Raw genomic sequence first — 21,816 nt, forward strand, 5'->3', positions numbered from 1 at the left:
GCGGCACCCCGGCACTAGGCTGATCGCATGTCAGCCACCCGCTTCACGTATCTCGGTCCCGAGGGCACCTTCACCGAGGCCGCCCTGCGCACCCTGCCGGAAGCCGCGACCCGGGAACTCGTCCCGATGGTGTCGGTACCGGCCGCCCTGGACGCCGTGCGCAACGGCGAGGCGGCCGCGGCCCTGGTCCCGATCGAGAACTCGGTGGAGGGCGGAGTCACCGCCACCCTCGACGAGCTGGCCTCGGGTGAACCGCTGATGATCTACCGCGAGGTGCTGCTGCCGATCGCCTTCGCGCTGCTCGTGCGACCCGGGACCGCCCTGTCGGAGGTCAAGACCGTCACGGGACACCCGGTCGCCCAGCCGCAGGTGCGCAACTGGCTGCGGGCGAACCTGCCCGATGCGGTGTGGGAGTCGGCCGCCTCGAACGCCGACGGCGCCCGGCTGGTGCAGGAGGGCCGCTTCGACGCCGCCTTCGCGGGCGAGTTCGCCGCCACCACCTACGGGCTCGTTCCGCTGGTGACCGAGATCCACGACGCGGAGAACGCCGAGACCCGCTTCGTACTGGTGGGACGCCCCGCACGGCCGGCCGCACCGACCGGCGCGGACAAGACCTCCGTCGTGCTCTGGCTCGGCGACGACCACCCCGGCGCCCTGCTGGAACTCCTCCAGGAGTTCGCGGTCCGCGGGGTGAACCTGATGCTGATCCAGTCCCGTCCGACCGGACAAGGCATCGGCAACTACTGCTTCGCCGTGGACGCCGAGGGCCACATCTCCGACCGACGGGTCAGCGAGGCGCTCATGGGTCTCAAGCGGACCTGCCCGCAGGTCCGCTTCCTGGGGTCCTACCCGCGCGCCGGCGTTGCTCAGAGTGACGTGCGTGCCCCTCGGGCCGGCACGTCCGACGGTGACTTCACGGCCGCTTCCGACTGGCTGGGGCGTTGCCTCGACGGGCGCGCGTAGTCGGTCGTCCACTGTCCACAGAGTTATCCACAGGCCGAGATGGGGACCTGGGGACAAGTCGACAGAACAGCCCGACAAGGTCGACAAATCGTCCGGGTGGCCCAGGTTTCGCTCTGGGGAGCGGGAGGTGAACGGTGTCACCTCTGCATCGCCGATCAACTCTTTGGGGCGAGCCATTCCCACCCGAATGAGTGTGTGAGGGTGGTTTGAGCCCTGATTCGTCCCGCCCATCCACCGATCAGGAATGATCTATTCCTGTGTCCACAGATGCAGCGCACAGCCTGTGGATAAGATCGAGCTGGGGGCAATTCCTGTGGACAAGAACCCCCTCCGCCCCTGCTCAGCCGCCCGCCCGGCCGTCGGCATTCTGCCCCTTTTCGGGGAATGGGACCGCTTTTATTGACGCTCCGAGAAGGACTGCTTCCGGTCAGTCGTCAAGACTTATCCATTCGTTGCAATTAGGACATAGCGACACGCAGCGTGATATCGGTGTGATCCCCGGAACCCCAGCCCGGTAGCCTGGAGGGGTGATTGACCTCCGGCTGCTCCGTGAAGACCCTGACCGTGTCCGCGCCTCGCAGCGCGCCCGTGGAGAGGACGTCGAACTCGTCGACGCACTGCTCTCCGCCGACGAGCGCCGCAGGTCCTCGGGCGTGCGCTTCGACGAACTGCGCAATGAGCAGAAGTCCCTCGGCAAGCTCATCCCCAAGGCCTCTCCGGAGGAGCGGGCCGAGCTGCTGAAGAAGGCCGAGCAGCTCAAGCAGGACGTGAAGGCGGCCGAGGCCGAGCAGAACGAGGCCGACGAGGCCGCGAAGCAGCTCCTCCTCCAGCTCGGCAACATCGTGCACGAGGACGTCCCGGTCGGCGGCGAGGAGGACTTCACCGTCCTGGAGACGCACGGCACCATCCGCGACTTCGCCGCCGAGGGCTTCGAGCCCAAGGACCACCTGGAGCTCGGCGAGCTGCTGGGCGCCATCGACGTCGAGCGCGGCGCCAAGGTCTCCGGTTCGCGCTTCTACTACCTGACCGGTGTCGGCGCCCTGCTGGAGCTGGCCCTGGTCAACGCGGCCATCGCCCAGGCCACCGAGGCCGGCTTCATCCCGATGCTGACCCCCGCCCTGGTCCGCCCGCGCGCCATGGAGGGCACCGGCTTCCTCGGCCAGGCCGCCGAGAACGTGTACCACCTGGAGAAGGACGACTACTACCTGGTCGGCACCTCCGAGGTCCCGCTCGCCGCGTACCACATGGACGAGATCATCGACGGCGACAAGCTGCCGCTGCGGTACGCCGGCTTCTCCCCGTGCTTCCGCCGCGAGGCCGGTACGTACGGCAAGGACACCCGCGGCATCTTCCGCGTCCACCAGTTCGACAAGGTCGAGATGTTCTCGTACGTCGCGCCGGAGGAGGCCGAGGCCGAGCACCAGCGGCTCCTGGAATGGGAGAAGCAGTGGCTGACCAGCCTGGAGCTGCCCTTCCAGGTGATCGACGTCGCCACGGGTGACCTGGGCGCCTCCGCCTCCCGCAAGTTCGACTGCGAGGCGTGGATCCCCACCCAGGGCAAGTACCGCGAGCTGACCTCGGCCTCGAACTGCAACAGCTTCCAGGCCCGCCGTCTGTCGATCCGCTACCGCGACGGCAAGAAGACGCAGCCGCTGTCCACGCTGAACGGCACGCTGTGCGCCGTACCGCGCACGATCGTCGCGATCCTCGAGAACCACCAGCAGGCCGACGGTTCGGTGCGTGTGCCCCAGGCGCTGCGCCCCTACCTCGGCGGCCGCGAGGTCCTGGAGCCGATCACCAAGTGAGCCCGGCCCCGTTCCCGTACAAGCTCGTCGCGACCGATCTCGACGGCACGCTGCTGCGTGGCGACGACACCGTCTCGGAACGCACCCGTGAAGCGCTCGTCGCGGCCACCGCGGCGGGCGCGGCACACATCATCGTCACCGGTCGGGCCGTGCCCTGGACCCGGCACGTACTGGATGATCTCGGCTACCAGGGGATCGCCGTCTGCGGGCAGGGCGCGCAGGTCTACGACGCAGGTGCGCACCGGCTCCTGACCTCGGTGACGCTGGACCGGCAGCTGGCCGGTCTGGCGCTGTCGAAGCTGGAGGCCGAGATCGGTCCGCTGGCCCTTGCGGCCAGCCGGGACGGGGTGGACGGCGATGTGCTGTTCGGGCCGGGGTACCAGGTGCAGGAAGGCCTTCCGGCCATATACCTGGACGACACCACGGCGGTCTGGACGGCTCCGCTGAACAAGCTCTACATCCAGCACCCGGAGCTGGACGACGACACGCTCGTCAAGGCGGCCCGGACGACCGTGGGCAGCCTGGTCGACATCGTCATGGCGGGTCCCGGCATCGTCGAGATCCTGCCGCTGGGTCTGACCAAGGCCACGGGCCTGTCGCTGGCCGCGCGCCGGCTGGGAGTGAAGGCGGCGGAGACGATCGCCTTCGGTGACATGCCCAACGACATCCCGATGTTCGGCTGGGCCGCGCACGGGGTGGCGATGGCCAATGCCCATGCCGAGCTCAAGGCCGTGGCCGACGAGGTGACGACCTCCAACGAGGAGGACGGCATCGCGGTGGTGCTGGAGCGTCTGCTGGGCGCCGCGTAGCGCGTACGACGTGAGAGAGGTCCGGGCCAGCCCGCGCCGGACGGCGCGCTCGAAGTGGCTGACCCGGACCTTTTGTTGCTCCCCGCACCACTCACTCTGCACCTGGCGCAGGTCGCTTACCAGCGAATTTCCGTGTGTCAGCCGTGTACCCGGCGGCGGCGCCAGTAGGCGACGGTGACGACCCCGAGGAGTGGGCCCCAGAGCACCAGCGGGGCGTAGCAGAGGGTCATGAGCCACCAGCCGGCCCCGGTGGGTGCTCCCGGTGCCGCCATGCTCGTGCTCCAGTGGAAGGAGGACGAGACGGTGATCATGGTGACGGCGACGGCTCCGAGAGCGGCCGGTACAACCGCCACGAGGGGTGGGATCCGGCGTCCGCGCAGCCGGGGGATCCAGCGTGGCACCACCTCGCCCCAGCGCTGCACGAGCCCGATGCTGAGGAGGCCGAGGCCTTCGGCGAAGAGACTGAGAGCCACCAGGTAGAAGGACCACCTGCCCGGAAAGAGTTCGGCTTCCAGTCCGCTGCCGGCGCCCCAGCCGACGGGTATGCCGACCGCGATGGCCAGCCTCCACAGGCCGCTGGGGGCGAGGGTCAGTGCGGCCGCGTGTGCGGCCCAGCGGATCGGCCGGCTGGCAGCGGGTGCGGTCGAGGTGGCGGCGGTGGGGGTCGCGGTGAGCGTGGCCATCGTCCAAATGCCTTTCATGGGGCGGTCAGTTATGACTCAAGCCTGGTCGGGCGGGCCTGCCGGGACCATCGGCCGATCAGCAGGCTCGTGGCGGCGCCGCGTGGGCCGGCTCTCCCGAACGGCAGATGCCCCGGCCCCATGTGCGCTCGTAGGCTCGGGCTCATGACCGTGAACACGCGTGCCATATATGCGCCGTTGCTGGCTGTTGCCGCTGTCGGCGGCCTCCTGGGCGCGTTCCTGGGGGCGCCGGCAGGGTGGGTGCTGCTCTGGGCCGGTCTCCTGCTGCCACTGCTGGCCCTGGTGGCCCGCTGGTCTCCGGTGCGTTCGGGGGCCCTCGCTGCCTCGCTGGGGGTTGCGGCCGTCGCACTGTGGCCGGTCCCGCTGATGTGGGGGACGGCATCGTGGCTGGAGGCCTGCGGAGCGGCGGCGTTCTGGGCATTGCCCGCGATCGCGGCCTTGGCCGCCGGCGGACACCTGCGCCGGCAGGCGAGCCGGATGCGGCAGGCCGTCCGGGACGGCCGACGCGACCAGCAGCTGGAACTGGCCCGGGATCTGCACGACTTCGTGGCGCACGATGTGAGCGCCATCGTGGTGCAGGCCCAAGCGGCCAGGTTCGTGGCGGACAAGGCACCCGAGCAGGCGATCCGTGCGCTGGAGCGGATCGAGGCGGCCGGGCTCGGCGCGCTCGCCTCCATGGACCGTACGGTGCACGCCCTGCGGGAGGCAGCAGGCGCCCGGTCCGCCTCGGTCCCGGGGACCTCGGAGCTGGCGGTCTTGGTGGAGCGGTTCGAGGGCGGGGTGCTGGAGACCGATCCGGCGGCGGTCCGGGGGTTGTCCCGAGAGGCGGACACGACCGCCTACCGGGTCGCGGTGGAGGCTCTGACGAACGTACGCCGGCACGCGCCGGGAGCGGCCGTAGTACGGGTGCGCCTGCATCGGGCTGCGGAGGGGATCGAGCTCAGCGTGGCCAACTCGGCACCGGTCCGGGGCGCGAGCACCCTGCTGGGGCTGCGCAGGCGGGGCGGAGGAACCGGGCTGGCGGGTCTGCGCGGCAGGGTGGAGGCGGCGGGCGGGACACTGCGGGCCGGCGCGAGCTCAGACGGCGGGTGGCGGGTATGCGCCGTTTTCCCGGCGCAGGGGCACACCCTCGGGTGATCATGGCGACGTGACCACTCGCATCCTGATAGCCGACGACCAAGAGGACATCCGCAGCGGTTTCCGACTGATCCTCGATTCGCAGCCGGACATGACCGTGGTGGGGGAGGCGGCGGACGGGGAGACCGCGGTGGCGCGGGCCCGGGAGCTGCGACCGGACGTGGTGCTGGCGGACATCCGGATGCCACGGCTCGACGGTCTGGAGGTGACCCGGCTGCTGGCGCCGCAGACGCGGGTGGTGGTGGTGACCACCTTCGACCTGGACGAGTACGTGCACACCGCGCTGCGCAACGGCGCCTGCGGCTTTCTGCTCAAGCGGTCCGGGCCGGCGTTGCTGATCGAGGGCGTGCGGGCGGCGATGGCCGGGGACACGCTGATCAGTCCGCAGATCACGGTGCGGCTGCTGAGCAGGCTGACGCAGGCGGGTCCGGTCGCCGCCCGGCCTGCTGCGCATCCGCTGACGGAGCGGGAGGTGGACATCGTGCAGCTGGTGGCGCGGGGTCTGACCAACGCGGAGATCGGCGCGGAGCTGTTCATCAGTGCGGGAACGGCCAAGACCCACATCGCGAACGTCCAGGCCAAGCTGGGCGCCCGCAACCGGGTGGGCATCGCTGCCTGGGCGTGGGAGCACGGCATCGCAAAGGCGGAGACGGACACCCTCTAGAGGTCCGGGCGGCGCCGTGGAACCCCGGGGCTCGTCATGTTTCACGTGAAACAACGTTGCGGGTGAGCGGCCAGGCGAGGAGGCCGACGGAGAGCGCGATGGCGTGTCCGAGGTCCGTGAAGGTGCCGCCGGTGACCAGAGGGATCCCGAAGAAGGCGAGCGCTCCCGCCAGGTAGAGCCATTTCCAGGGACCGGGGATCCGGTAGGTGAGGACACCGATGGAGGCTGCGAGACCGTAGCTGACGCCGATGTCGACGACGTGGGTCATGCTGTGCGGGGCCCGGTGGTCCTGGATGGCCGTCAGGAGGACCTTCTGGCTGACCAGGGTGGCGACGACATGGGCGGTCGCGACGATCAGGAACCAGCGCGGGGTGCCGAGCCAGCGTTCGACGGGGGCGTGGAACAGCTCGAAGAGCACGGCGTAGAGGGCCAGCGAGGCCGGGTTGGTGATCCAGAACCCACTGCTGATGAGTGCCCGGACGGGGTATTTGACGAGCTGGGTGATGTTGCTGCTGTTGCGGTGCAGCAGGACCCGGTCGACCTGGTCGGGCGCGATCGCGACGATGACGCTGGTGATGGCGATGATCAGCAACCAGATGTGCGTTCCGGGCGAGGAGCGTATCCAGGACCGCACTGGCCTGGACGGCTCCGGCTCGGTGTGCTCGACCATGCACCGATGATGACGCGTGAACCTGTGCCCCGCCCGGCCGGTGGGCCGGGCGGGGCACAGGTTCAGGATGCCGCGGCGGGCCTACTCCTCGCCGGCCAGGGTGAGGCGGCGGAGCTTCTGTCCTGCGTAGACGGTGGCTCCCACGGTGACCGCGCAGAGCAGGATCACGGCGGTGGGAAGGCCGACGGTGGCATCGACGTACCCGTTTCCGGCGACCTTCTCGGCGACGGACAGGGCCCACTGCTGGACGCTGAGGGTCTTGGCTCCGGAGACCAGGCTGCCGAAGAGCGACTCCCAGATCAGGGCGTAGACCAGGCCGAAGACGACCGCGTGCCGGCTGACGGTGCCGAGCAGCAGGAACAGCGCGCTGTAGGCGATCGAGGCCACGAGGGCGGCGATCGTGTAGGCGACGGCGATCTGCTGGCCGTTCCCGTTGAGGATGAATCCGGCGATCAGGGTGGGGATCGCGGAGAAGACCATCGTGACGGCGATCGCCACGATCAGCTTCGTCATGATGATCTTCGGGCGCTTCACCGGCTTGGCGAGCAGGTAGACGATGGAGCCGTCGTCGATCTCGGGCCCGATGGCTCCGGTGCCGGCGATGACACCGATCAGCGGAACCATGGTGGCGAGGGCGAAGCCCCCGAGGAGATCGGCCGCGACCTTGTCGTCCACGCCGACGAAGGCGCGGACGACGAGGGCGATGACGACCAGCAGGGCGGGCAGCGCGAAGAGGATCAGCGCGCGGCGCCGGCCGAGCAGGGCCCGGTAGGTGAGCCGGGCAACGGTGGGTTCGTACATGGGTGCCAGCTCCTTTCAGGCCGCGACGAGGTAGGAGAAGACCGACTCGAGGGACTCGTCGGAGGGTGAGACCGTCAGCAGCCGGATGCCGTGTGCCCGGGCCACGCGGGGCAGCAGCTCGGTGAAGCGGCCGAAGTCGACGGCCTGGATGCGCAGCGCGCCTTCCTTGAGGTCGACCTCGATGCCGGCGGTGGAAGGGTCGGCGATCAGGGCCGCGGCGAGCGCCCGGTCGTCGGAGGAGCGGATGAGGTAGCGGTGCGGGCGGTCCGTCATCAGGCGGCGGATCTTGCGGAAGTCGCCGGAAGCGGCGTGCCGGCCGGCCACGACCACCTCGATGTGCGAGGCGAGCTGCTCGACCTCCTCCAGGATGTGCGAGGAGAACAGGACGGTGCGTCCCTCGCTGCCCATGCGCCGCAGCAGGTCCATGAGCTGCATGCGCTGGCGCGGGTCCATGCCGTTGAACGGCTCGTCGAGGAGCAGGACGGCCGGGTCGTGGACGAGGGCCGAGGCCATCTTCACGCGCTGGCGCATGCCCTTGGAGTACGTGGAGATCTTGCGGTCCTGGGCGTACTCCATCTCGACGGTGGCCAGTGCCCGCTGGGCGGCCGCGTCGTCGAGGCCGTGGAGTTCGGCGTTGGCGACGACGAACTCCCGGCCCGTGAGGAAGTCGTACATGGCCTCGCGCTCGGGCACGACACCGATCTGCTTGTAGACCTGCTCGTTCTGCCAGATCGGCGCGCCGTCGAGGGTGACGGTGCCCGTGGAAGGGGAGAGGAAGCCGCCCATCATGTTGATGAGGGTGGACTTCCCGGCGCCGTTGGGGCCCAGGAGCCCGGTGACACCGGGTCCGATGCGCATGGTCACGTCGTTGACGGCGACGACGTTCCCGAACCAGCGGGAGGTGTGGTCGATGTCGATGGTGGTCACAGCCCGGCCTTCCGGTAGCGGGCCATCAGGGCGGCGTAGGAGCCGACGATGAGGCCGAGGGCGACGAGCAGGTAGACGACGCCGACGCCGGCCGAGGGACCCTCGCCGCCGGGGAAGGCGGAGGTCGCGCCCAGGAACGCGGTCTGTACGCCGTCGATGAGGGTGATCGGGGAGAACAGGCCCATCCACTCGATGGCTCCGGTGTTCCCGGTGCTGTAGGCGATCCCCTGGACCGCGGTCACCGCGCCGAACGGGATCAGCAGCACCGCGATGATCGCGGCAACGCCGAACCCGCGGCGCGGGGTGAGGGCGGCCATGACCAGGCCGAGGCCCGCGAAGAGCAGCGACAGCAGCAGAACCGACACGAGTCCCTGCCCGAATCCCTTGGTCTGGTGGGCGAAGTCGAACTTCGCGAGGAGCGAGCCGATCCACATGATCACCAGCGGGGTCGCGGTGAGGATGAACAGGGCCGAGGCCATGGCCGCGTACTTGGCCACGACGTAGTCCACGCGCTCGATGGGCCGCGAGAAGTAGAGCGGCACCGTCTTGAAGCGCAGGTCGCGCGAGACCGACTGCGGCGCCTGGGACGCGAGGAAGAGTCCGATGATCACCTGGGTGGTCAGGGCGTACGTCGTGTACTTGATCGGCAGGTCGGTGGAGCCGGGCACCGCGATGGCGACCGCGACGATGATCAGCGCGGGCACGCACATCACCGCGAAGAGGAGCATCGGGAGAACCTTGGACTTGGCGGAGCGGCCGAGTCCGTAGGCGCCGCGCAGGGACTGCGAGAACAGCGACTTACGGGCGTAGGCGCGGCCGAGCCGGGGTCCGTCGTAGGACCGGTAGCCGATGTTGTGGATCTGGGTCGAGGTGTCAGGCGCCATCGGAACCGGCTCCCTTCTGCTGGACGGTGGGCGAGGGCTGGTCGTTGTCGCGGAAGACCTCCGCGATGTGGTGACGGCGCTGCTCCATGCGGACCAGGCCGATGCCCAGGTCTGCGACGGTGTCGCGGACGGTGTCGTACGTCTCCTCGCCCGTGGCCTCGACGAGGAGGATGTGGCCGGCTCCGGGCAGGCCCTGCTCCTCTCCGACGTGCAGGGAGATGCCTGCTTCGGTGAGCGCCTTGCGCAGGGCGGCGGTGCCGTCCGGGTGGGTGTCGGAGTCGGTGACCTCGACCGCGAGGGTCGTGGTGATCTGGGTGAAGTCGCTGGTGGAGCTGGAGCGCAGCAGCTTGCCGCCGTCGACGACCACGACGTGGTCGCAGGTCCGCTCCAGCTCACCGAGGAGATGGGAGGTGACCAGGACGGAGATGCCGAAGTCCGTGTGGATGCGGCGGATCAGGCCGAGCATCTCGTCGCGGCCGACCGGGTCCAGGCCGTTGGTCGGCTCGTCGAGGAGGACCAGCTGGGGGTCGTGGACGAGGGCCTGGGCGAGCTTGACGCGCTGCTTCATGCCGGTGGAATAGCCGCCGATGGGACGGTAGCGCTCCTCGTACAGCCCGACGTGGCGCAGGGTGTCGGCGGTGCGCTCACGGGCCGCGGTCGGCGGCAGCCCGGACATGCGCGCCATGTGGACGACGAACTCGGTGGCCGAGACGTCGGGTGGCAGGCAGTCGTGCTCGGGCATGTACCCGACGCGTTCACGGATGGCGCTGCCATGCGTGCGGACGTCGAGGCCGAGCACGGCGGCGCTGCCCTCGGTGGCGGGGGACAGTCCCAGCAGAATCTTGATCAGCGTGGACTTGCCGGCTCCGTTGGCACCAACGAGGCCGGTCACACCGGGCCCGATGTCCAGGGAGAGCCGGTCGAGGGCGGTCACTCGGGGGTACCGCTTGCTCAGGCTTTCGGTCGCAATGACAGTCACGGGTTCGACGTTAGTGGCGCGGCTCTCGTGAAACGTCAGACCTGGAGCTGGATCCCGTCTCAGCCTTCAGGCGTACACGCCCGTACTGGAGGCTGATGTGGACCCGACAACTTTGTCCACAGGTCCGTGCGCGCCCCTTGACGTGATCTCCGGTCATTGTCACATTCATCAGTGTCAACTTACGGGCGCGTACGGCTACACGGATGGACGGGCTGACATGGCTGGGGACACCAGGCAACGCACCGCGCGACGACTCTCCGCACGACCCGACGCAGACCTGGCCGGGTTCAGAGAGGTGCAGCGCCTCTCGTACGAGTGCGCCGAGGCCGTCGCGGCCCAGCTGCGGCCCGGGGTGACCGAACGCGAAGCCGCGCGCATGCAGCGCGAGTGGCTGCGCGAGCGCGGGGTCCGGGACTGGTTCCACCTGCCCTTCGCCTGGTTCGGGGACCGCACCGCCTTCGCGAACTTCAGGATCCCGCTGCAATTCTTCCCGACCAACCGGAAGCTGGAGCCGGGGATGCCGTTCATCCTCGACATGGCACCGGTCTACAAGGGCTACTCGGCCGATATCGGGTATTCCGGAAGCCTCGGGCTCAATCCGGTGCAGGACCGGCTCATGGCCGACCTCCAGGCGCACCGCGTGCTGATCCTGGAACAGGTACGCGAGGGCCGCTCGCTGCGCGAGATCTACGAGAACGTCGAACGGCTGATGACCCGGCAGGGGTACGCCAACCGGCACCGGGCCTATCCCTTCGGCGTGATCGCACACAAGATCGACCGGGTCAAGGAGCGCCGCTGGTCGCCGACCGCGTTCGGATTCGGCACGCAGTCCCTCAAGGGGCTGGCCAGTGATGTTCTGCACGGGCACCGCGAGGGCTGGTCCCCGCTGTGGAGCCCGTACCACTTCTCCGACCATCCGCCGCAGCCCGGGCTGTGGGCGGTGGAACCGCACCTCGGATTCCGGGGTACCGGCGCGAAGTTCGAGGAGATCCTGGTCGTCACCGACTCCCGGGACCCCGAGGAGAGCGCGTTCTGGCTGGACGACGATCTGCCGCACGTGCGGCGCTGGGCCGAGGAGAAGGCAGCATGAGCGGCATGAACGGAGCAGGAGCGGCGGTTCCGGCGGATGCGCGCGAGCGCCGGGTGAGCACCGGCGGGATCGAGCTGTGCGTCGTCGAGCTCGGCGAGACGGACCGTCCGACGGTGGTGCTGGTGCACGGCTACCCGGACAGCAAGGAGGTCTGGTCCGAGGTCGCCGAGCGCCTCGCGACGCGCTTCCACGTGGTGCTCTACGACGTACGCGGCCACGGGCGCTCCACCGCGCCGCAGCCGCTGCGCGGCGGTTTCACCCTGGAGAAGCTGACCGACGACTTCCTGGCCGTGGCGGACGCGGTCAGCCCGGACCGGCCGGTGCACCTGGTCGGCCACGACTGGGGCTCCGTACAGGGCTGGGAGTTCGCGACGGTCGGCCGCACCGAGGGCCGGATCGCCTCCTTCACCTCCATGTCGGGGCCCTCCCTCGACCACTTCGGGCACTGGATCAAGAAGCGGATGACGCGGCCCACCCCGCGGGCGGCGGCGCAGCTCCTCGGCCAGGGCGCCAAGTCCTGGTACGTCTACATGCTGCACACCCCCGTGCTGCCGGAACTCGCCTGGCGCGGACCGCTCGGCAAGCGGTGGCCCGCGATGCTCCAGCGCATAGAGAAGGTTCCGGCCGGCTCCTACCCGACGGCCTCGCTGCCCTCGGACGCGGCGCACGGCGCCTGGCTCTACCGCGACAACGTGCGCCCGCGACTGCGCCGACCGCGCCCCGACGCGTACGCCCACGTACCGGTGCAGCTGATCACCCCGACCGGGGACGCGTTCCTGTCCGAGCGGCTCTACGACGGTCTGGAGCAGTGGGCGCCGGACCTGCTGCGGCGAACCCTGCCCGCCAAGCACTGGGTGCCCCGGACCCGGCCCGACCAGCTGGCCGCCTGGATCACCGAGTTCGTCACCGATCGGGAGGAGCCCGCGACGCGGGCACCGGAGCAGAAGGCCCCGGGCAAGTATGCCGATCGCTTCGGGGGCCAGCTGGTCCTGGTCACCGGCGCGGCCAGCGGCATCGGCCGGGCCACCGCCTTCGCCTTCGCCGAGGCCGGGGCCCGGGTGGTGGCCGTCGACCGCGATGCCGAAGGTGCGGCGCGCACCGCCGACATGGCCCGGCTCGTCGGCGCCGCGGAGGCCTGGGCCGAGTGCGTGGACGTCAGCGACGAGCAGGCGATGGAGAAGCTCGCGGCGAAGGTCGCCACCGAGTACGGCATCGTCGACGTCCTGGTCAACAACGCCGGGATCGGTCTGTCCGGGTCCTTCCTCGACACCACTGCCGAGGACTGGAAGAAGGTCCTGGACGTCAACCTCTGGGGCGTCATCCACGGCTGCCGGATCTTCGGGAAGCAGATGGCCGAGCGCGGCCAGGGCGGGCACATCGTCAACACCGCCTCCGCCGCCGCCTATCTGCCCTCCAGGACCCTGCCCGCCTACAGCACCTCGAAGGCGGCGGTGCTGATGCTGTCGGAGTGCCTGCGCGCCGAGCTGGCCTCCCGGTCGATCGGCGTCTCCGCGATCTGCCCGGGCATCGTCAACACCAACATCACCTCCACCTCGCGCTTCGCCGGAGTGGACGAGGCCGAGGAGAAGCGCCGCCAGGAACGCTCCTCGCGGCTGTACGGGCTGCGCAACTTCCCGCCGGAGAAGGTCGCCGACGCGATCCTGCGGGCCGTGGTGCGCAACGAGGCCGTCGTGCCCGTGACTCCGGAGTCCAAGGGCGCCCTGTGGATGTCCCGTTTCGCCCCGCGCGCGCTGCGGCGCATCGCGAGGCTGGAGCCGAAACTGTGAGCGGGGCGGCGCACCGGGTCGGTGAGCAACCGACCGGTCCGCACCCGATCAAGGCGCGCCGGGTGGCCTTCGACTGGACGACCACCCCGCTGCACTGGATACCGGACGAGCCCACCGCCACCCACGTCATCAACGTGCTGCACCTGCTGCTGCCCGCCGGGGAGCGGTGGTTCGTGAAGGTCCTCAAGGAGGGCCTCCCCCTGGTCACCGACCCCGAGCTGCGCGGTGACGTCAAGGGGTTCATGGGCCAGGAGGCCACCCACAGCGTCCAGCACTCCTACGTACTGGACCACCTCGCCGAGCAGCGGCTGCCGACGGAGGCGTACACACGGCACGTGGACCTCCTCTTCGAGAAGCTGCTCGGAGAGACACCGCCGTTCGGGGTGCCCGTCCCGCCCCGCGAGTGGCTTCGCTTCCGGCTGGCCGTGGTGGCCGCGATCGAGCAGTTCACGGCGGTGCTCGGGGACTGGGTGCTGCGTGCCGAGGGGCTCGACCGGGCCGGGGCGGACGAGATCATGCTGGATCTGCTGCGCTGGCACGGCGCGGAGGAGGTCGAGCACCGCTCCGTCGCCTTCGACATGTACCAGCACTGCGGGGGAGCGGGCCTGCCCCGCTACGCGCGGCGCATCGAGGGGATGGTCGTGGTCGCGCCCGTGCTGGCGTGGCTGTGGGTGTGGGGGGCCTCGTACCTCATACGCAACGACCCCGAACTGGGTGGCCGGCTGCGCTACTCGCTCCGCGCGCACAACCGCGCGGTGGCCAAGGGTCTGCTGCCCACGTGGAGAGAGCTCGCCGCGGCCATACCCCGCTACTTCCGGCGGTCGTACCATCCCTCGCAGGAGGGCTCGCTGCGCAGGGCGGTCGAGTACCTTGCGGCTTCACCTGCCGCCCGCGCCGCGGCGGGCGCGGTCGGCCGAGCCGCGATGTCGTAGGGAGCCGGGATTGACCGATCAGGCGGTAGCCGAGTACCGGATCGAGGATCTGGCGCATCACAGCGGGGCGACGGTGCGCACGATCCGGGCGTACCAGGACCGTGGTCTGCTGCCGAAACCGGAACGGCGCGGTCGTTCCAATGTCTACCGGGACACGCATCTGGCGCGGCTGCACCAGATCGCGGACCTGCTGGACCGCGGCTACACCCTGGCCTCCATCAAGGAACTGCTGGAGGCCTGGGACGCGGGACGCGGTCTGGGTGGCGTACTGGGGCTGGTCGCCGAGGTGCACGGGCCGTGGACCGACGAGGAGGCGGCCCGGATCAGCCGGGAGGAGCTGAACGAGCGGTTCGGCGGGCGGCCGGACGACGACGCGGTGGACGAGGCGTGCGACCTCGGGGTGCTGGAGCGGATCCCGGGGCGCCCCGACCAGTTCCTGGTGCCCTCCCCGCAGGAGCTGGCGGTGGCCGCCGAGCTGTACGCGGCCGGGGTGCCGCTGCCGGCGATCACCGGGCACCTGCGGGAACTGCGCGGGCAGGTGGAGCACATCGCCTCGCGGTTCCTGGAGTTCACCACCGAGCACGTCTTCGCGCGGTACCTCGGGCAGGTGCCGCCGACGGACGCGGACGCGGCCGAGGCGGCGACGATGGTCCGGCGGCTGCGGCCGCTGGCCCAGCAGACCGTGGACGCGGAGCTGGCCCGGGCGATGCGGCTCTTCGCGACCCGGCACCTGCAGCGGCACCTGGGGACGGCCGGCGCACCGGGGCCGACGGGGCCCTCGCCGGTGGCACTGCCGGCCGGGACCGTACGGGCGGTGCAGGAGCTGGTGGGCGCCGACCATGTGGCGGAGTTCGTGCGGGCGGCGACGGAGCGGGAGCTCCAGGCCCGGACCATGAACGATCTGGCCCGCCGGAGCGAAGCGTGACGCCGACGAGAACGGGTGCGGCATCGACAGCGGTCACGGTGGGTCGGGGTTAGTCCACAGGTTCCACAGGGCGGATCACGCGTTTTGCCATCAAAACCCTCCCAAAGGGCTGTGGACAACCCCCTCTTTCCTGTGGGCAACTGAGACGTCGTCTCACCCGATGGTCTCGTACTCCGCCTTCTCGGGACTCGCTCCGTCCGCCGGGCCGGTCTCCGGCAGGGCCGTCGGCACCGTGGTCTCGACCGGTGCAGGCACCCCCGGCTTCGCGGTCCGGCCTCCGCCGGGCCCGGCCCCGTACAGCAGGGCGGCCAGGGCCAGCCCGAGGATCCCGCCGACCAGCTGGGCGCCGACAAATCCGGGCAGCGACTCCGGGGCTATACCGGTGAAGGAATCGCTGAAGCTGCGCCCGACGGTGCCGGCCGGATTCGCGAAGGAGCCGGAGGAGGTGAACCAGATCGCGGCCGCGATGTACGCCGCGACCGCCGCGGGGACGAGCCGGGGGCGACCGATGCGGCCGAGGCCCTGGATCAGCAGGACGAGACCGGCGGTGGCGACCACCTCGCCGATGAGCAGGTGCCCGCCGTCGCGGACCTGGGTGGCGAAGGTGCCCGGGGTCCGGCCGAACATGACTTCCGCGAGGAGGGCGCCGCCGATGGCTCCGGCGCTCTGGGCAGCGGCGTAGACGAGTGCCTCCCGTCCCCCCAGGCCCTCGCCGCCGGTGCGCCGGGACCACCAGGAGGTGAGGGTGACCACCGGATTGAGGTGGGCTCCCGACAGCGGCCCGAAAAGGGTGATGATCAGCCCGAGGCCGATGGCGGAGGCGAACGAGTTGGCGATGAGGGCGACGCCGGCGTCTCGGCTGAGCTCGGCGGCTTTGATACCGGAGCCGATCACGACCACGAGCAGGCCGGCGGTACCGACCAGCTCGGCAGCAGCGCGGCGTGACAGTGAGGGTTGGGCTGTCATGGTTTCTCCCCCTGAGCAGAAGTGGCAGCGGAAAATATATTCCGCATCTTGGAATGAAGATAGGGGGCGTCCACGCCGGGTCACCCCCGGAAAAATCCCTGCCGCAGGCCCGCTCGACCGGGCACGCTGGAGCCATGGATGAAAGACGCACCGTGAAGGTGTCGAAGTACGTCTCGAAACACCTGCGACACCAGCCGGAACGGATCGGACTGGTGCTCGATCCGCAGGGCTGGGTGGAGATCGACGATCTTCTGCGCGCGGCCGGCGCGCACGGCTTCCACGTCAGCCGGGCCGAGCTCGACCACGTCGTCGCCGACAACGACAAGCAGCGGTTCGCCGTCGACGGCACCCGGATCCGGGCCAACCAGGGGCACACCGTCGCAGTGGACCTGGACCTGCCGGAGGCCGAACCGCCCGCGCACCTCTACCACGGCACCGTCGCCGCAGCCCTGGACCCGATCCGCGCCGAGGGCCTGCGCCCGATGGCCCGCCACCATGTCCACCTGTCCCCCGACCGGGAGACCGCCACCCGGGTCGGCGCCCGGCGCGGCCGGCCCGTCGTGCTCAGCGTGGACGCCGGGGCGATGCGGGCGGCCGGGCACGTCTTCCGGGTCAGCGCCAACGGGGTGTGGCTGGTGGACGCCGTACCGCCGCAGTTCCTCCGCTTCCAGTGATTCCGGGCCGAGGCGTTCGGGCCCGAGGCCTACAGGGGTGAGGCATCCGGGCCCAGCGGTCCGGGCCGCCGGAATTCACGCAGAGATTGTCCGACCATCCCCCTAATGTGTGAGCCACTCCGGGAACTGTGAGGGGGGCCTCGCGATCACCGAACCATCCCTGTATGTACGCGAGGTGACGCCCTATGACGTCCACGTCCCCGTCCACTCCCCACAGCTTCCAGGTCGATCTGCGCGGCTTGGTGGACCTGCTCTCCCACCACCTGTACTCCAGCCCGCGCGTCTACGTCCGCGAGCTGCTGCAGAACGCGGTGGACGCGATCACCGCGCGCCACGCCCTCGATCCGACGGCCGAGATACGCATCCGGCTGTCGGCGGCCGGCGGCCGGGTGACCATCGAGGACAGCGGAATCGGTCTGACCGCCGACGAGGCCCACTCCCTCCTCGCGACCATCGGCCGCAGCTCCAAGCGCGCCGGCGGCGGCAGTGATCTCAACGAGCAGGGCCTGGAGGCCACCCGCCAGGAGTTCCTCGGCCAGTTCGGCATCGGACTGCTCGCGTGCTTCGTCGTGGCCCGTCAGATCCGGGTCGTCACCCGCTCCGCCCGCGACCCCCACGCCGCGCCCGTCGAATGGCTGGCCACGGACGACGGCTCCTACACCGTCCGCGAACTGCCCCACGAGGCGCGGCCGGAGCCCGGTACCACCGTCGTCCTGGAGGCCCGCCCGGGCGCCGCCGAATGGGCCGTCCCGGCCAAGGTCGAGGAACTGGCCCGTGACTACGGCTCCCTGCTGCCGTACGAGATCACCTTCGACGACGGCGAGGGCGGCGAGCCCCGCCCCGTCACCGACCGGCCCGCCGTGTGGGACCGGCCCTTCCCCACCCCGGACGCCCGTCGCGTCGCGCTCGCCGGGCACTGCGCGCAGCTCTTCGGTTTCACCCCGCTCGACAGCATCGACCTCGACCTGCCGGTCGCCGGCGTACGCGGAGTGGCGTACGTCCTTCCCGAACCGACCAGCCCCGCCCACCGGGCCGGACACCGCGTCCACCTCAAGGGCATGCTGCTCACCGAGCGGGCCGACAACCTGCTGCCCGACTGGGCGTTCTTCGTCCGCGCCGTCCTCGACACGGACACGTTGCGGCCCACCGCCTCCCGCGAGAACCTCTACGACGATGAGACCCTCGCCGCTGTCCGGGAAGCCCTCGGCTCCCGCGTGCGCGGCTGGCTCGCCGAGCTCGCGGCGAGCGATCCGGACCGCCTGGCCGCCTTTCTGCAGGTCCACCACCTCGGTGTGAAGTCCATGGCCCGGCACGACTCCGAGCTGCTCGGACTGATGCTGCCGTGGCTGCCGTTCGAGACGAGCGACGGCTCGATGAGCCTCCAGGAGTTCGCCGCCGCCCACACGGACATCCACTTCACGCGCACCGTCGAGGAGTTCCGCCAGATCGCGCCCATCGCCGCGGCCCACGGGCTCGGCGTCATCAACGCCGGATACACCTACGACGCGGACCTGCTCGCCCTGCTGCCGGCCGTACGGCCGGAGCTGAAGGTCACCGAGCTGGACGCCGGGGCCGTCACCGAACGGCTCGACCCGGTGCCGACCGCCGCCGAGCTGGCCCTCGCCCCCTTCCTCGCCACCGCGCGCACCCGCCTGGAACCCCAGAGCTGTGACGTGGTGCTGCGCGCCTTCCAGCCCGTCGCCGTGCCCGCGCTCTACCTCGACGACCGCCAGGCCCGCCAGGAGCGCGACCGCACCGCGGCGCTGGAGACTGCGGACTCCCTGTGGAGCGGCATCCTCGGCGCGCTGCGAGGCTCCGCGCCCCGCGCCCGGCTGGTCCTCAACCACAACAACCCGCTCATCCGCCGGATCGCCGCCCTGTCCGACGAGGCACTGACCGGAACCGCCGTCGAATCGCTCTACGGTCAGGCCCTGCTGATGTCCCAGCGGCCGCTGCGCCCCGCCGACTCGACCCTCCTCAACCGGGCCTTCCTCGGCCTCCTGGAATGGGCGACCCACTCCACCGACGACCGCGACGCCCAGGAGGACCAGAAGTGACGACGCTGACGCGCGAGGAGATCGTGCGGGGTCTGGCGGAGAACCGCGAGACTCCGAACGGCGCGGTGCGCAACGCACATGCCGAGGCCCTGGCCGGCGCGGCGGAGGCGAGCGGTGACCGGGCTCTGTTCCGCGAGGCTCTGGACAACCTGATCAACGCCTACCTCTACAGCGCCGAATCGCCGAAGATCCTGGTGCCCTTCGCCCGGCTGCTCCAGGAGTACGACAAGGACCCGGGCGCCTTCTCCGAATGGGAGGCGCACGCGCTGTTCTGGCAGTTCAAGTGGGTGGCCACGGCCATCTCCGACGCCCCCGGGATCCCGCTGGAGTCGGCCACCGGCTGGCTCGACGAGATGGAACGCCGCTACCGGATCGCCGGCTACAGCGAGCGTCCCGTGCGCGAGGCCGAGATGTGGTTCGCCGACGCGATCGGCGAGGACGAGCGCGCGGAACGGGCCTTCCGGCGCTGGTTGGCCGCCGATCGCGACGACATGAGCGACTGCCGGGCCTGCGAGCTCAACGGTCAGGGCCAGTACGCCGTCCTGCACGGCAACGACGCCGAGGCCCTGGAGCTCTGGCGGCCGGTGCTCTACGGTGACCTGACCTGTGCCGAGGAGCCCCACCGGCTGCTCGCCACCTCGCTGCTGCCGCTACTGCGGCTCGGCCGGACCGACGAGGCCCGCTCCCACCACCTGCGCGGCTACCGCATGGCCCGCGGCAACGAGAGCCTGCTGCCCTCGGTCGGCAAGCACATCGAGTTCTGCGCACTCACCGGCAACGAACCGCGCGGCCTGGAGATCCTGGTCGAACACTCCGCCCATGTGGCTCCGCTCGCCAACCTCGACGACCGGCTGGCCTTCCACGGCGGCATCCTCGTCCTGCTGCGCCGCCTGAAGGAACTGGGGCACGGGCAGACCCCGGCCGTGCCCTACGACGGGAGCCCTCGAACCGTCGCCGAGCTGTACGAGGTGCTGTACCCGGGCTGTCTTGACATCGCCCGGCAGTTCGACGCGCGCAACGGCACGGCTCGGGTCTCCGACCGGTTCCTCGCTCGGGTCGGCCGGGAGCCGCTGGTGGGGGAGCTGCCTCTGGGGGTGCGCAGTGCGAAGCTGCCGCAGACCGCCGCTCCGGCTCGCGTTCGCGCCTCCGTGCCCGCTTCCGTGGCGTCCGGGCCGGTATCGGCACCGGACGGGTTCGCCGAACTGGTGGAGCGGGCGCGCCGTGCCCGGGACCTGAGCCATCCGGCTACGGACGCGCTGTGGGCCGAGGTGGCCGTACGGGTGGACGCACTGCCGGAAGTCGATCCCCTGGTCCGCGCCGACCTCGCGGACCAGCGGGCGCTGGCCGCCGCGCGGAGCGGAGCCGGGGAGGCGCCGCAGTTGCTGACCGCGGTCCGGGACGACTACCGGGCCCTCGGCCGCGCCGAGCGCGCGGCACTCGCGGAGCTGCGGCTGGCCGGGGTGGCAGCGCAGTCCGAAGCCGCACCCGTGGAGGTCCGGGCACTGCTGCGCGGCGCACTGCGGGCCGCCGAGACGCTCGACACGTCCGAGCCGCTGCGGGCCCGGCGCATCGCGCTCGCCGAACTGTCGGCAATCCGGATCGAGTCGTACCTGCGCTCGGTGGAGACGGCCGACGGGGACGACCACCACGACCATCACGGGGTGCTGGCCGCCGAGCTGACCGAGTTCGTCTCCGCCCACAAGGGCGTACTGGCGGACCTGGTGGCGGAGGCCGAGGAGATGCTGGGCCGGGTGACCCTGGCGCAGGGCGACCCGGAACGGGCCGTGCCGCTGCTGGCGGCGTCCGCGTCGCGGGCGGTCGCGGCGGGCCGGCCGTGGCAGGCCGTGGACCCGCTGGTACTGCGGGCCGGGGTGCTGCTCTCGCTGGACCGCCCCGAGGAGGCGGAAGCAGCGGCGCGCTCCGCGCTGGAGCACGCCGCAGAGGTGACCGACGCCGAGGTGCAGGGCGTCGCACGGCTGACCCTCGCGGACATCCTGCTGCGGCGGGGCGACGCAGCGGCGGAGAGCGCGGAGCACGCGCTGGCGAGTTCCCACTGGTTCGACCGGGCCGGCCTCACGGCCGACAGCGGTGCGCAGGCCCGGCTGCTGCTGGCCCGGGCCTACGCGGGGAACGGCCGCAACGCCGAGGCCGCGGAGGTCCTGCAGTCGGCGCTGGCGGACCTGCTGGAGCACGGCGACCAGCAGGCGGTGTCCGTAAGGGAGTTCCTGGGCGATCTGCTGCGCCGGTTGAACGAGCCCCGGCCGGCGGCGGAGCAGTACCTGCTGGCGGCGGAGATCGCAAAGGGGTGGGAGGATCCGCGGCCCCAGGCGGGTCTCGCGCAGTCGGCAGCCGACACCCTCAGTGACGCGGGACTGGCCCTGGAATCGGTCGCCGCGTACGAGCGGGCCCTGGAGCTGCACCGGCTGACGGGCGACGCCCCGGTCGCCGAGGTACGGGTGCTGCGCTCCGTGGCCTGGCTGGGGCTGCGCGAGGAGGTCACCGCCGAGACGGTGTCGGGGGCACGGAAGCGGATGGCGGAGGCGGCCGAGGTGCTGGAGGCTGCGCTCGCGACGCAACCCGGCGTGCCCGAGCTGTGCTCCGAACTCGCCCAGACCTGGCACCAGCTGGCGCAGGTGCTCGACCGGTACGTCAACGCGAACGAGCAGTCCGACGAAGCCGAGGTCGGGGCTCTCGGCGACGGCGGATCCCAGCCGGCGACACGGCTGGACGGGGCGGCGGTCGACGCCCTGCGTCTGGAGGAGATCGAGCTGTGGGACCGGGCCGCCCGTGGCTACGCGGAGCTCGGCCCCGACCACCTGCGGGACCGGTTCCAGTGCCTGAACAACGCGGCCTGGACGGAACAGGAGCGGGGCGACGCGCAAGCGGGCGCCGCGCGCGTCTCCGCGTTGATCGACGAGGTCCGGGCGCTGCCGGAGGACGACGTGCCCGACTGGGTCCTGCCGTCCGCGGAGCGTTTGCTCGCCCGGTTGAACGAAGGGGAGTAGCCGCCGTCCCGGTCGTCGCCACTTCCGCAAGGGAGTGGCG

The 21,816-nt window shown here is 70.9% G+C and carries 19 protein-coding genes; 12 read left to right on the forward strand and 7 right to left on the reverse strand.

What is annotated here, in order from left to right; translation table 11 throughout:
* Window positions 1-27: 27 nt before the first annotated feature.
* The 3 genes from pheA to IE257_RS26800 all read left to right on the forward strand — a co-directional run bounded on the left by pheA (window position 28) and on the right by IE257_RS26800 (window position 3,577).
* Window positions 28-963, forward strand: coding sequence for a prephenate dehydratase (gene pheA, locus IE257_RS26790; protein ID WP_189972468.1), 936 nt, complete (start codon window positions 28-30; stop codon window positions 961-963).
* A 527-nt stretch (window positions 964-1,490) separates the two neighbouring features.
* Window positions 1,491-2,768, forward strand: coding sequence for a serine--tRNA ligase (gene serS / locus IE257_RS26795; protein ID WP_189972469.1), 1,278 nt, complete (start codon window positions 1,491-1,493; stop codon window positions 2,766-2,768).
* The gene (locus tag IE257_RS26800) at window positions 2,765-3,577 is read left to right on the forward strand and encodes an HAD family hydrolase (RefSeq protein ID WP_189972470.1); all 813 of its coding nucleotides are present in this window, start codon (window positions 2,765-2,767) and stop codon (window positions 3,575-3,577) included. The genes serS and IE257_RS26800 overlap by 4 nt, the downstream gene beginning before the upstream one ends.
* A gap of 137 nt (window positions 3,578-3,714) precedes the next feature.
* Here the strand turns inward: IE257_RS26800 and IE257_RS26805 are convergent, their stop codons facing one another.
* The gene (locus IE257_RS26805) at window positions 3,715-4,260 is read right to left on the reverse strand and encodes a hypothetical protein (RefSeq protein ID WP_229920675.1); all 546 of its coding nucleotides are present in this window, start codon (window positions 4,258-4,260) and stop codon (window positions 3,715-3,717) included.
* A gap of 162 nt (window positions 4,261-4,422) precedes the next feature.
* Here IE257_RS26805 and IE257_RS26810 point away from each other — a divergent pair, with 162 nt between their 5' ends.
* Together IE257_RS26810 and IE257_RS26815 are read left to right on the forward strand one after the other, a co-directional pair.
* Window positions 4,423-5,415, forward strand: a complete 993-nt coding sequence (locus IE257_RS26810) for a sensor histidine kinase (protein ID WP_189972471.1) — start codon at window positions 4,423-4,425, stop codon at window positions 5,413-5,415.
* Between the two features lie 10 nt (window positions 5,416-5,425).
* Entirely contained in the window at window positions 5,426-6,079 is a 654-nt protein-coding gene (locus tag IE257_RS26815) for a response regulator (RefSeq protein WP_189972472.1), read from the forward strand.
* Between the two features lie 34 nt (window positions 6,080-6,113).
* On the opposite strand, the gene IE257_RS26820 is transcribed toward IE257_RS26815, so the two are convergent.
* From IE257_RS26820 to IE257_RS26840, 5 genes are all read right to left on the reverse strand, one after another.
* Window positions 6,114-6,749, reverse strand: a complete 636-nt coding sequence (locus tag IE257_RS26820) for a rhomboid-like protein (protein WP_189972473.1) — start codon at window positions 6,747-6,749, stop codon at window positions 6,114-6,116.
* 81 nt (window positions 6,750-6,830) lie between these two features.
* A complete protein-coding gene (locus IE257_RS26825) occupies window positions 6,831-7,550 on the reverse strand; it encodes an ABC transporter permease (RefSeq protein ID WP_189972474.1) in 720 nt (239 codons plus the stop codon).
* 15 nt (window positions 7,551-7,565) lie between these two features.
* Window positions 7,566-8,477, reverse strand: a complete 912-nt coding sequence (locus IE257_RS26830; RefSeq protein ID WP_189972475.1) for an ABC transporter ATP-binding protein — start codon at window positions 8,475-8,477, stop codon at window positions 7,566-7,568.
* Entirely contained in the window at window positions 8,474-9,361 is an 888-nt protein-coding gene (locus tag IE257_RS26835; RefSeq protein WP_189972476.1) for an ABC transporter permease, read from the reverse strand. The genes IE257_RS26830 and IE257_RS26835 overlap by 4 nt, the downstream gene beginning before the upstream one ends.
* The gene (locus IE257_RS26840; RefSeq protein ID WP_189972477.1) at window positions 9,351-10,340 is read right to left on the reverse strand and encodes an ABC transporter ATP-binding protein; all 990 of its coding nucleotides are present in this window, start codon (window positions 10,338-10,340) and stop codon (window positions 9,351-9,353) included. Before IE257_RS26840 ends, IE257_RS26835 begins: the two co-directional genes overlap by 11 nt.
* A 217-nt stretch (window positions 10,341-10,557) precedes the next feature.
* On the opposite strand from IE257_RS26840, the gene IE257_RS26845 reads away from it, so the two are divergent.
* From IE257_RS26845 to IE257_RS26860, 4 genes are read left to right on the forward strand one after another with little or no spacing between them, the layout of a single operon-like run.
* A complete protein-coding gene (locus IE257_RS26845; RefSeq protein ID WP_189972478.1) occupies window positions 10,558-11,430 on the forward strand; it encodes a M24 family metallopeptidase in 873 nt (290 codons plus the stop codon).
* Entirely contained in the window at window positions 11,427-13,217 is a 1,791-nt protein-coding gene (locus IE257_RS26850) for an SDR family oxidoreductase (protein ID WP_229920676.1), read from the forward strand. The genes IE257_RS26845 and IE257_RS26850 overlap by 4 nt, the downstream gene beginning before the upstream one ends.
* Complete coding sequence (locus IE257_RS26855; RefSeq protein ID WP_189972479.1) at window positions 13,214-14,149, forward strand: metal-dependent hydrolase; 936 nt, start codon at window positions 13,214-13,216, stop codon at window positions 14,147-14,149. Before IE257_RS26850 ends, IE257_RS26855 begins: the two co-directional genes overlap by 4 nt.
* A 10-nt stretch (window positions 14,150-14,159) precedes the next feature.
* On the forward strand, window positions 14,160-15,074 hold the full coding sequence (locus tag IE257_RS26860; protein ID WP_189972480.1) for a MerR family transcriptional regulator: 915 nt from the start codon (window positions 14,160-14,162) through the stop codon (window positions 15,072-15,074).
* A gap of 153 nt (window positions 15,075-15,227) precedes the next feature.
* Here the strand turns inward: IE257_RS26860 and IE257_RS26865 are convergent, their stop codons facing one another.
* Window positions 15,228-16,040: an aquaporin gene (locus IE257_RS26865; RefSeq protein ID WP_189972481.1), complete on the reverse strand. Its 813-nt coding sequence runs from the start codon at window positions 16,038-16,040 to the stop codon at window positions 15,228-15,230.
* Between the two features lie 134 nt (window positions 16,041-16,174).
* On the opposite strand from IE257_RS26865, the gene IE257_RS26870 reads away from it, so the two are divergent.
* The 3 genes from IE257_RS26870 to IE257_RS26880 all read left to right on the forward strand — a co-directional run bounded on the left by IE257_RS26870 (window position 16,175) and on the right by IE257_RS26880 (window position 21,776).
* Window positions 16,175-16,714 (forward strand): RNA 2'-phosphotransferase, encoded by a 540-nt coding sequence (locus IE257_RS26870; RefSeq protein WP_189972482.1) that lies wholly within the window; start codon window positions 16,175-16,177, stop codon window positions 16,712-16,714.
* A gap of 185 nt (window positions 16,715-16,899) precedes the next feature.
* Window positions 16,900-18,771, forward strand: coding sequence for an HSP90 family protein (locus IE257_RS26875; RefSeq protein ID WP_189972483.1), 1,872 nt, complete (start codon window positions 16,900-16,902; stop codon window positions 18,769-18,771).
* A complete protein-coding gene (locus IE257_RS26880; RefSeq protein ID WP_189972484.1) occupies window positions 18,768-21,776 on the forward strand; it encodes a tetratricopeptide repeat protein in 3,009 nt (1,002 codons plus the stop codon). Before IE257_RS26875 ends, IE257_RS26880 begins: the two co-directional genes overlap by 4 nt.
* Window positions 21,777-21,816 lie beyond the last annotated feature (40 nt).

Origin of the sequence: Streptomyces avidinii (assembly GCF_014650695.1) — a bacterium.
Taxonomy (GTDB): Bacteria; Actinomycetota; Actinomycetes; order Streptomycetales; family Streptomycetaceae; genus Streptomyces; species Streptomyces avidinii.